Source organism: Streptomyces sp. NPDC060205 (genome assembly GCF_042728395.1).
GTDB lineage: Bacteria > Actinomycetota > Actinomycetes > Streptomycetales > Streptomycetaceae > Streptomyces.
The window spans coordinates 1-10,433 of the sequence record NZ_JBHWZP010000319.1 but is presented as its reverse complement, the minus strand read 5'-3'; the positions used below and the strand labels follow the sequence as shown (position 1 = coordinate 10,433).

Sequence of the window (10,433 nt, the reverse complement as noted above, 5' to 3'; positions counted from 1 at the left end):
GGCCCGGTCCCGGGCCCGGTGCCGATCCCGAGGTGTGCGGGACGAACACCACCGGAAGGCTCTCCTTGAGCGCGTTGTAGATGCGGCACCGCTTCTTGTACTCGGCCACGAGCTCCGCGGCCGTCACGTGGTCGACGCCGTCGATGAAGCACTCCATGACGAGCGTGCCCAGATAGTCGCCCTCGATCCGGCGCTCGATACGGGCGAAGATCTCGACCTGGCGCTCCGGCTGCCCGCCTTCGACGAAGTCGTGCCGGAACGCGTTGAGCGCACAGGAGACCAGGGACGCGACGAGCAGGTCGAGCGAGCCGGCCTCCTCGCCCGGGCCGCCGCTGCGTACCGATCCGTCCGAGGTGATCTCGAAGCCGGGTCCGGTGATCGCGTAACGGCCGCGGACGTCGGTGGTCCGCCCGTGCAGGTTGCTGACCACGGTCATTCTGTCGCTCACCCCGTGAAGTCTAGGCACGAGGTGCGTGGCGGGCCGGGGGGTCCGGAATCTGGACACCGCCCGTGGTGGCCACCCGCAGCTGGTCGGCCAGCAGGGAGACGACCCGGGTCAGGGAACGGTTGTCCTCCTGGAGGACGGCGATCCGGTGCTCCAGCTCCGAGATCCTGACGAGCAGTTCGCGCCGGCCCGTACCGCGCTCCTGCCGGCCGACCGGAGCCGCGCGGGGCTCCCACCCGTCTGCGTGACCGTCGCCGGAGGCGGCAGCCGGGGCAGGGGCTGAGTCGTAGTCGTAACTGCCGTCGTCGTAGCGGGTCAGCCACTTGCGCAAGGACTGCGGGCCGACCTCGAACTCCTCGGCCACCTCCCGCACGATCGAGCGGTTCTCGGGCTCCGCGAGACGCCGCTGCCGTACGCGCTCGACGGCCCGCTGCCGGACCTCGTCGCCGTACTTCTTGTCGAACACCATGCCGGTTTCCCCGTTCAGGAGACTGCAACACTGTCGTCACGATACTTAGCGCACGCCCGTGTAAACATATCGGTTACGGGGCGGCTATATCCAGAAGTCGCCCAGCCGTATCGCAAGTTGGCTTTGATGCAAGAAGTTCTATGTATCGCTGCCGCACCTTCGCCTGAGGCAAGTGCACCTACGTAGCGCCGACCGGTCATCGACGACAGCGCAGCCGCTACCGCTCGCCCCTGAGCCGATCGAGAGGAAACAACAAGTCGTGTTCAGTTCACGTCCGCGGCACTGGCTTACCGCAGTGGGGGCCACGCTGGCGCTTCTCGCAACCGCCGCCTGCTCGGGCAGCGGCAGCGGCGGGCAGAGCGAGGCAGCAGCCAACGTGGCCAAGAAGGACCGCTACGGAGGCACCCTCAACATAGGCCTCAGCGCCGACCCCGGCGGGGTCGACGCAGCCGTCGTCAACCAGGTCTGGCGCACGGTCGCCCGCTCCCTCGCCGACTCGCTCGTCTTCTACAACCCCCGGACCAAGAAGGTCGAACCGTGGCTCGCCACGAGCTGGACGGTCAGCAAGGACGCGCGGACCTATTCGTTCGAGCTGCGTGACGACGTGACCTTCCACGACGGCACCGCACTCACCGCGAAGGTGGTCAAGGCCAACCTGGAGAGTCTGAACCGGCCCGGCATCCACTCCAGCGCCAAGACCATCGTGCAGGGCATCAGCAGGATCACCACGCCCTCCGCGCGCAAGGTGACCGTCGAGTTCGCGGAGCCGAACGCCGCCTTCCTCACCTCCCTGTCCCGTGCGTACGTCGGCATCGTCTCGCAGAAGACGGCCGAACTCCCGGTCGAGAAGCGGCAGAAGTGGCTGGACGGATCAGGGCCCTTCTACCTGGAGGAGTACACCCCGAACCAGCGCATCGTGCTGAAGAAGCGCAAGGACTACGACTGGGCGCCGAAGTACTTCGAGCACAGCGGGTCCGCCTATCTCGACGAGGTCGTCTACAAGATCATCCCTGAGGACTCGGTCCGCAACGGAGCGGTCATCGGTGACGACGAGCTGCAGTTCATCTACTGGGTGAACGCCAAGTACGTCTCCCAGCTGGAGGGTTCCGGGCTGACGATCTCCAAGACGCTCAACCCCGCGACCGGGCTCGAACTGCCGCTGAACACCTCCTCCAAGATCCTCAAGGACGTACGGGTGCGGCAGGCACTCCAGATCGGCGTCGACCGCGAGCAGTTCGTCAAGATCGCCTCGGGTGGCGTGGACCAGCCCGCGACCGGGCCGCTGAGCAAGGACAATCCCTTCTACTCCGACCAGAGCGCCCTGCTGAAGTACGACGCGAAGAAGGCGAAGTCACTGCTGGAGCAGGCAGGCTGGACCAAGGTGGGCTCCGACGGCATCCGCCGCAACGCCGACGGCGAACGGCTGTCGCTGCGCGCCCCGCGCGACGACGCGAGCCTCCAGGTTCTGCAGGACCAGTGGAAGAAGTTCGGCATCGAACTTGTCCTCGACCCGCCGCTGGCCGCCGAGGCGAACGAGGCACTGCTCAGCGGCAAGTACGACGTCGCCTACTGGTACGCCTCCTCGCCCGACCCCGACGTCCTGCGCGCCAACTACGGCACGACGGACGGCTCCGACCGGAGCTTCATCGCGGACGGCGACCAGACGGGCAAGGAACTCGACAAGCTCCTCCAGGAGCAGAACCAGACCATCGACAAGGACAAGCGTCAGAAACTGGTCGACCACGCGGCCCGCATCCTCGTCGAGCAGGCCTACGAGGTGCCGGTGTCCAACGACGTCGACATCTGGGCCCACTCGCCCCGGCTGCACGACATCACGCCGGTCGGGCTCGACCAGTACCTGATCAATGCCTGGCTGGCGAAGAAGTAGAGCGATGGCACGATACGGTCTTCGGCTCCTGTACGGCGTGATCGTGGTCTGGGGCGCGTTCACCGGGGCGTTCTTCCTGCTGTACGTCGTACCCGGTGACGCGGCGGGCGGCCTCACGGCCGGCGCCGACGGCGCCGACGTCGAGCAGCTCTTGGCCGAGCAGCGCGAGTTGCTCGGCCTGGACCGCCCCGTGTGGGTGCAGTACTGGGACGCGCTGACAGGAGCCCTCCAGGGCGACTTCGGCGAGAGCATCTACCAGCGCCGGCCGGCGGTGGAGGTGTACTTCGAGTCCTTCCCCGAGACGCTCAAGCTCGCGTTCCTCGGACTGCTCCTCGCGGTCGTGCTGGGCGTGACGCTGTCGGTGGTCATCGAACTGACCAACTGGAAGTGGGCGCGCGAACTGCTCATCTCGCTGCCGCCGGTCGCGGTGTCGCTGCCTCCCTTCCTGGTGGGCCTCGTACTGCTCCAGGTGTTCGCCTTCCAGCTGCACTGGATCAAGGCGGTCAACGATCCGAGTTTCGGGGGACTGCTCATCGCCTCGGCGGCCCTCGCGGTGGCCGGCGGCGGCAGCATCTCCCAGCTCCTGACAGCCAATCTGCGCGGCGCGCTGACCTCGCCGTATGTCGAGACGGCCCGCAACTGGGGACTCAGCCGGTTCGACGTCGTGGTCCGGCACGCCCTGAAGAACGCCGCGCTGCCGGTCATCACCTCGCTGGGAACCACCGTCGGCGTGATGGTCGGCGGGACGGTCCTCACCGAGACGGTGTTCTCCCGGCTCGGGGTGGGGCGGCTGGTGGTCGACGCCGTCGACGGCCGTGACATGCCCGTCGTCCTGGTCGCGGTCACGATCAGCGCGGTGATCTTCGTCGCCGTGAACCTCCTCGTCGACGCGGTCTACCCGCTGCTCGACAAGCGGATCCAATGGGACGGGTGACATGACGACTCTCGAAGCCGAGGGAGCGACGGAAGTGGGCGAGGCGGCGACGCCCACGCCGCCCTCCGGGCGGCTGCGGCAGCGGGTCGGGCTGCGAGCGCGCCCACCCGGGCACGGTGGCCGCCGACGGTGGACCGCGCTGCTGCGCTCGCCCGGGCTCCTCGCCGCGTACCTCTGGATCGCCGTGATCCTGCTCGCCGCGATCCACCCGGGCCTGTTCGCCTCGGGCGACCCGCTGCGGCAGGACGGTTCCCAGATTTTGCTGGCCCCGGGCGCCGACCATTTCTTCGGCACCGACGACTTCGGGCGCGACCAGTTCACCCGCGCCGTGTGGGGGACCCGGCTGTCCCTGCAGGCGGCGGTCGTCGCGGTGGCCATCGGTCTGGTGAGCGGTTCGCTGATCGGGCTCGTCGCGGGCGCGCTGCGCGGCAGGGCCGACAGCATCCTGATGCGGATCATCGACATCATGCTGGCGGTGCCGAGCCTGATCGTCTCCCTCGCGATCATCTCCGCGCTGGGGCGCGGGACGCTCAACATCGCCGTGGCCATCGGCATCAACAGCACGGCCGGGTTCGCCCGTCTGATGCGCTCCGAGGTGCTGAAGGTCAGCAACGCCAAGTACGTCGAGGCCTCGGTGTTCGCGGGGCACGGCTATGTACGCCGCCTGTTCAAGCACGTCGTGCCCAACGCGTCCAGATCGGTGCTGGCCGCGGCGACCATGGACATCGGCACGGCGATCCTGACCGTCGCCGCGCTGAGTTTCCTCGGCCTCGGCGCGCCCCCGCCGACGCCCGAGTGGGGCCTTCTGGTGGCCGAGGGACGCACCTTCATCGGCGTCCAGTGGTGGCTGAGTCTGCTGCCCGGCCTGGTCATCGTGCTGACCGTCCTCGCGGTCTACCGCGTCGGCAGGTCGTTCAACCGAGGGAGGACCCGTGTCGTCGCCTGAAGCGCCGTCGCCCGAACGTGTCTCGCCGTCCGCGCCCGCCCGGCCGGGCACGCCGCTGCTTCGCCTGCGGGACGTGAGCGCCCGGTTCACCGTCCCCGGCCGCGCCGCGGTGCCCGTGCTCGACGGGGTGAGCCTGGAGGTCGAGGCCGGTTCGATCCGTGCCGTCGTCGGCGAGTCCGGCTCCGGCAAGTCCACCCTGGGCCGGGTCGTCACCGGCACCCTCCCCGAGAACGGGCGCGTCACCGCGGGCGAGGTCGTCCTCGGCGGCCGTACGCTCACCGGACTGTCCGAACGGCGGTACCGGGCCGTCCGCGGCAAGGAGATCGGCTACATCCCCCAGGACGCGCTCCTCGGCCTCAACCCCCTTCTGCCGGTGGGCGTCCAGGCAGCCGAGCCCCTGCGCGCGCACGGCGTGGGCTCCCGCGCGGAGCGCCGCGAACGGGTCCTCGACCTGTTCGCGAAGGTCGGACTGCGTGATCCCGCACGTCTGTACGGCCGCTATCCGCACGAGCTGTCCGGTGGGATGTGCCAGCGCGTGCTGATCGCCGCCGCGATGAGCACCCGGCCCCGGCTCCTGATCGCCGACGAGCCGACGACCGCGCTCGACGTCACCGTGCAGAAGACCATCCTCGACCTCCTGTCCGGTCTGGTGGAGAGCGAGGGCCTCGGCATTCTGCTCATCACCCACGACCTGGGGGTGGCCGCGGAACGGGCCGACGACATCACCGTCGTGAAGGACGGCCGGATCGTACGCGGCGGCCGGGTCGGCGACGTCGTGGCCGACCCGGGGGACCCGTACACCGAGGACCTGCTGCGGTCCTCCTCGCTCGGGTTCTCCGGCCGGCACGCCGCGACCACGCGGCTGGAGTACTTCCGCGCCGTGCCCGCGGACGCTCCGGTGGTCGTCGAGACCAAGGAGGTCGGCAAGACCTTCACCTCGCGCACCGCCCGCACGTCCCGTCCCTTCCGTGCCTCCCGCGGTGGTCCGGACACGGTCACCGCCGTGGCCGACGCCTCGTTCCAGGTGCGCAGGGGGACCACGCTGGGCATCGTCGGCGAATCGGGATCGGGCAAGACCACCCTCGTACGCATCCTCGCCGGACTGACCCCGGCGGACAGCGGCACGGTCGAGATCGACGGCGAACCGGTCGTCCACCACCGCCGGGGCGCCGGGCAGGCCGCCCTGTACCGCAAGGTGCAGATGGTCTACCAGGACCCCTTCGCCTCCCTCAACCCGCGCTCCACGGTCCGCGCGATCCTCGACGAACCCCTGCGGGGCCACAGGTACGGGACGGCGCAGGAGCGTGCGCGCCGGATCACCGAACTGCTGGAGGTGACCGGCCTGCCCGCCGCGCTCGCCGACCGGTACACCGCCGAACTCTCCGGAGGCCAGCGCCAGCGCGTCGCCATCGCCCGCGCGCTCGCGCCACGGCCCGACGTCGTCGTCCTGGACGAACCGGTCTCCGCCCTCGACGTGACCGTGCAGCGCCAGATCCTCGCCCTGCTCGACTCGCTCCAGCGCGAACTGGGACTGACCTACGTCTTCATCTCGCACGACCTGGGTGTCATCGCCGAGGTGTCCGACGAGATCGTCGTCCTGCAGCACGGGCACATCGTCGAGCGCGGCCCGGCCCTCGGTGTCCTCACCGAGCCGCGGACCGACTACGTCAAGGAACTGCTGGCGTCGATCCCCGGTGCCGCCGCGCCCGGCCCGGCCGCCGTCGCGGGATCCGGCCCGGCCGTCCTCGTGGGACCCGGCGGATCCGCAACAGAAAGGAACACCTGATGCCCGAGCGGCAACTGCACCTGGGCTACATGCACTGGCTCAACGGCACCCACTGGGGCGGCTGGCGCCACCCGGACGCACCCACGGCCCAGGCCTTCGAGCTGCAGTACGCCACCAGGGCGCTGCGGATCGTCGAGGACGCGAAGTTCGACTTCCTCTTCCTCGGGGACACCCTCCCGGGCGACATCGTCGGCGAGCAGTGGATCACCACCCACAACACCGGCCGCCTCGAACCCTTCACCCTGGCCTCCCAACTCGCCCTGAACTCCTCGAAGATCGGGCTCGTCGTGACGGCGCACCCGACGTTCTACGAGCCGTACATCCTGGCCAGACTGACCGCGTCCCTCGACCACCTCAGCGGCGGACGGCTGGCGTGGAACGTCGTCCTGGGCGCCTCCGACCTGGCCGCCCGCAACTTCAGCCTCCCGGACCTGGGCGGCGCCCACCGCTACGAGCGCGCCGACGAGTTCATCCACGTCGTCCAGCGGCTGTGGGACAGCGTCGAGAACGGTGCCTACCTCCAGGACAAGAGGACCGGGCGCTACATCGACGAGACCAAGGTCCACCGGCTCGACTGGCGGGGCAGACACTTCCAGGTCGCCGGCACCCTGCCGCTGGAGCGCCCGCCGCAGGGCCACGTACCGCTGCTGTACGCCGGTGCCTCCGAGCTCTCCCGCGAGCTGACCGCGAAGTACGCCGACGTCAACTTCACCGGTCCGGCGACACCGGAGGACTCGATCGCGTTCAACACCGACGTGCGCCGCCGCGCCGAGCGCCTGCGCGGCCGGGTGGACCCGATCTTCTTCCTGCCGGGCATCACGCCCCTGGTCGCCGACACCCGGGCCCAGGCGGTCGACCTGTACGAGGAACTGAACGAGCTGCTGCCCTTCGACGACGACATCGTCGAGGGCGACCAGGACGAGTCGTACTGGGCGGGTCCGGACTGGGCCCGCATCAAGGCCTCCCGGTTCCCGCTGCCCAAGGGCGTCCGCAGCGTCCGCTCGCTGTCGGAGCGCGTCGGCGTCGACCTGCGGCCGCTGGGCGTCGACGGCACCGTCAAGCCGGACACCGCCGACCGGTTCAACGACTACGGACGCACCCTGCTGACGGCCCTCGCGCAGCGCACCGGCCGCACCGTGGACCACGGCGCTGTACGGGTCAAGGACGTGCTGGGCGCTTCGATCGCGGGGAACTTCCCCCTGGTCATCGGTACGGCCGAGCACGTCGCCGACACCCTGATCGACTGGTTCGACCGCGGGGCCGCCGAAGGGTTCAACGTGAGCGTGCCCTATCTGTGGGAGCCCCTGGAGCGCTTCGCGAACGAGGTGGTTCCCCTCCTCCAGGAACGCGGCGTGTACCGCGCCGACTACACGACCGACACCTTCCGGGGCCACTTCGGCCTCGACACACCCCCCAACAGCTTCGCCGCCACCGACCCGGAGGAACGATCCGCATGAGCAGCCGACGCAAGCTCCGCCTGGGCCTGGCCGCCTACGGCACCGGCTGGGACCTGGACGCCTGGCGGCTCCCGGAGGCCACGAACGCCGGCCTGCGCGACCCCAGCGTCATCCTCGACATCGCCCGCACCGCCGAACGCGGCAGACTCGACTACGTCTTCGCCGGCAGCGCGCTGGGCAGCGAGCCCGACCGCCTCAACCGGATCTTCCGCTGGGACAACTTCGTGTACGCCGGTCATGCCGCGGCCGTCACGAAGAACCTCGGGTTCGTGATGTCGGTGAACTCCTCCTTCGAGCATCCCTACGGCGTCGCCCGGCAGTTGGCGACACTGGACAACTTCAACCAGGGGCGCACCGCACTGAACGTCGTCTTCGGCATCGACCGGGACGGCGACCCCGTCGGCAACTTCGGCAGGAACCCGGTGCCGACCGAGGGGACGAAGTACGCCCGGGCCCGGGAGTTCACCGAGGTCGTCAACCGACTGCTCTACGACAGCTGGGACGACGACCTCCTGCTCGACGACAGAACCCGGGGCACGCTCGTCAAGCCGGACTCCTGGCACCAGATCGACCACCACGGGGACCACTTCGAGGTCCGCGGACCGCTGAACGTACCGCCCCCGGTCCAGTCCCACATCCCGATCGTGCAGGTGGGCCTCTCCGAAGAGTCCCTGCGGTACGGCGCCGACTACGCGCAGCTGCGGTTCTCCCCGTACTTCGGCATCAGCCGCGGCAAGGAGGAGTACCGCAGGCTCAAGGAGCGGGTCGCGGCCAACGGACGTGATCCCGAGAAGTTCAAGATCATTCCGGGGATCACCTTCTACCTGGGCGGCACCGCCCGGGAAGCGCGTGCCAAGTTCAACGAGATCAACGCCCTGCAGCTGACGCAGGCTCTGCCTGCCGCCTTCACCGAGGCCTTCGGCATCGACCTGTCGCGGGTGCGTGACAGCGAGCGCGTCCTCGACGTCGTGGACATCGACAAGCTCGCCGACGACGCGCTCAGGCCACTGCTCAGCGACCGTGCGCGCGACACCAAGGACGACCGGGAGCTGCTGCGGCAGATCCTCGCCACCCAGATCGGCGAGGACGCCACCCTGCGCGAGCTGTACCACTACGTCCAGCGCGCCCGGCACGCACAGCAGCCGGCCGTCGTCGGCGACGCGAAGGCCATCGCCGACTGGCTGGAGGAGAACCTGGAGGAGGAGGTGCTCGACGGCGTCCAGCTGTTCCCCCCGTACCACCGCGGACCGGCCGACCTGTTCGTCGACCTCGTCGTACCGGAACTCCAGCGCCGGGGCATCTTCCGCAGCGAGTACGAGGCATCCACGCTCCAGGGCCTGCTGGACACCGACGACACCTACTGACACCGGCCGGCACGCGCTGCCGGGAAACGGCATCCGCCGACGACACCTACCGAGGACAGAGGACAACGTGCCCCCTGCTCTGCAACTCCCCGAAGGACACCGCCGGCTCGGCTCGTCGGGCCTGGTCCTGTCCGAGATCGGCATCGGTGCCAGCACCTTCGGCCGGTCGGGCATGCGCGCGACCGGCCAGGAGGCGGTCACCGCGATCGTCGACCGTGCGATAGACCTCGGCATCACCTACTTCGATCTCGCCGAGGGCTACGGCGACCGTCCCGGCCAGAGCGAGGAACTGTTCGCCGCCGCACTCGGCGACCGCCGTGAACAGGTCGTCATCGGTACGAAGTTCGGCTTGAACCTCACCAAGGAACGCGGTGCCCCCTACAGCCGGCCCGGGTCCCGCAAGTACATCGTCGCCGCGGTGGAGGAGTCGCTGCGCCGACTGCGTACCGACTACATCGACCTCTACCAGATCCATTTCCCGGACCCGCTCACCCCGATCGACGAAACGCTTTCCGCGCTCGACGCGCTGGTGCGGTCCGGAAAGGTGCGCTACATCGGCGCATCCAATTTCAAGGCCTGGCAGCTGGTCGACGCGGAACACACGGCCCGCGCGAAAGGCCTCACCCGATTTGTGTCGACGACCGACGAATACAGTCTCCTGTGGCGCAAACCGGAGGAAGAACTGATTCCGGCGCTCGGTCACCACGGCCTCGGTTTCATTCCTTATTTCCCACTGCAGAACGGGCTGCTCACCGGAAAGTACTCGGCGGAGCAGGCTCCGGAGAACGCGAAGATAACCAACCTGAAACGCTATCTGCTGCGTTCGGCGCCCTGGGCGGCTCTGGCGAAGTTCGAGCAGTTCGCGCGCGACCGGGACATCACTCCGAGCGCGGCGGCTCTCGGCTGGCTGCTCGCCCAGCCGACGGTCACCAGCGTCATCGCGGGAGTGACGGTGCCCGGGCAGCTCGACGAGAACGCGCGGGCTTCCCGGTGGGTCCCGACCGCGCAGGAGGAGGCCGAACTGCGAGGCCTGTTCACCGGCGACCTCTCGGGCGGCCCCGGTGTGGTCGACCGGGGGTGAGGTGTCGAACGCGGCGGGGTGCCGGGGCGAGAGCCGGGGGCCGGGAGTGTGCCGGGGCCGGCC

Annotated in this window: 9 protein-coding genes; 7 read left to right on the top strand and 2 right to left on the bottom strand. The window is 69.3% G+C overall.

Annotation, left to right across the window (positions count from 1 at the left end; translation table 11 throughout):
• Both ACFWGJ_RS36010 and ACFWGJ_RS36005 read right to left on the bottom strand, forming a co-directional pair.
• On the bottom strand, positions 1 to 448 hold a 448-nt coding region (locus tag ACFWGJ_RS36010; protein WP_387333024.1), incomplete at its 3' end, for an OsmC family protein.
• A 10-nt stretch (positions 449 to 458) separates the two neighbouring features.
• Entirely contained in the window at positions 459 to 914 is a 456-nt protein-coding gene (locus ACFWGJ_RS36005; protein WP_387333022.1) for a hypothetical protein, read from the bottom strand.
• Between the two features lie 259 nt (positions 915 to 1,173).
• Between ACFWGJ_RS36005 and ACFWGJ_RS36000 the strand changes: the two genes are divergently transcribed.
• The 7 genes from ACFWGJ_RS36000 to ACFWGJ_RS35970 all read left to right on the top strand — a co-directional run bounded on the left by ACFWGJ_RS36000 (position 1,174) and on the right by ACFWGJ_RS35970 (position 10,370).
• On the top strand, positions 1,174 to 2,802 hold the full coding sequence (locus ACFWGJ_RS36000; protein ID WP_387333020.1) for an ABC transporter substrate-binding protein: 1,629 nt from the start codon (positions 1,174 to 1,176) through the stop codon (positions 2,800 to 2,802).
• 4 nt (positions 2,803 to 2,806) lie between these two features.
• On the top strand, positions 2,807 to 3,736 hold the full coding sequence (locus tag ACFWGJ_RS35995; RefSeq protein WP_387333018.1) for an ABC transporter permease: 930 nt from the start codon (positions 2,807 to 2,809) through the stop codon (positions 3,734 to 3,736).
• Position 3,737: 1 nt separating this feature from the next.
• On the top strand, positions 3,738 to 4,682 hold the full coding sequence (locus ACFWGJ_RS35990) for an ABC transporter permease (protein WP_387333016.1): 945 nt from the start codon (positions 3,738 to 3,740) through the stop codon (positions 4,680 to 4,682).
• Positions 4,669 to 6,468 (top strand): dipeptide ABC transporter ATP-binding protein, encoded by a 1,800-nt coding sequence (locus ACFWGJ_RS35985; RefSeq protein WP_387333014.1) that lies wholly within the window; start codon positions 4,669 to 4,671, stop codon positions 6,466 to 6,468. Before ACFWGJ_RS35990 ends, ACFWGJ_RS35985 begins: the two co-directional genes overlap by 14 nt.
• A complete protein-coding gene (locus ACFWGJ_RS35980; RefSeq protein ID WP_387333012.1) occupies positions 6,468 to 7,925 on the top strand; it encodes an NtaA/DmoA family FMN-dependent monooxygenase in 1,458 nt (485 codons plus the stop codon). Before ACFWGJ_RS35985 ends, ACFWGJ_RS35980 begins: the two co-directional genes overlap by 1 nt.
• A complete protein-coding gene (locus ACFWGJ_RS35975) occupies positions 7,922 to 9,289 on the top strand; it encodes an NtaA/DmoA family FMN-dependent monooxygenase (RefSeq protein WP_387333009.1) in 1,368 nt (455 codons plus the stop codon). The genes ACFWGJ_RS35980 and ACFWGJ_RS35975 overlap by 4 nt, the downstream gene beginning before the upstream one ends.
• A gap of 67 nt (positions 9,290 to 9,356) precedes the next feature.
• A complete protein-coding gene (locus ACFWGJ_RS35970) occupies positions 9,357 to 10,370 on the top strand; it encodes an aldo/keto reductase (protein ID WP_387333007.1) in 1,014 nt (337 codons plus the stop codon).
• Positions 10,371 to 10,433: the final 63 nt, after the last annotated feature.

Coding starts and splice junctions, on each gene's coding strand:
- ACFWGJ_RS35980 (WP_387333012.1), top strand. CDS start 6,468: ATGCCCGAGCGGCAACTGCACCTGGGCTACATGCACTGGCTCAACGGC.
- ACFWGJ_RS36005 (WP_387333022.1), bottom strand. CDS start 914: ATGGTGTTCGACAAGAAGTACGGCGACGAGGTCCGGCAGCGGGCCGTC.
- ACFWGJ_RS35990 (WP_387333016.1), top strand. CDS start 3,738: ATGACGACTCTCGAAGCCGAGGGAGCGACGGAAGTGGGCGAGGCGGCG.
- ACFWGJ_RS35995 (WP_387333018.1), top strand. CDS start 2,807: ATGGCACGATACGGTCTTCGGCTCCTGTACGGCGTGATCGTGGTCTGG.
- ACFWGJ_RS35975 (WP_387333009.1), top strand. CDS start 7,922: ATGAGCAGCCGACGCAAGCTCCGCCTGGGCCTGGCCGCCTACGGCACC.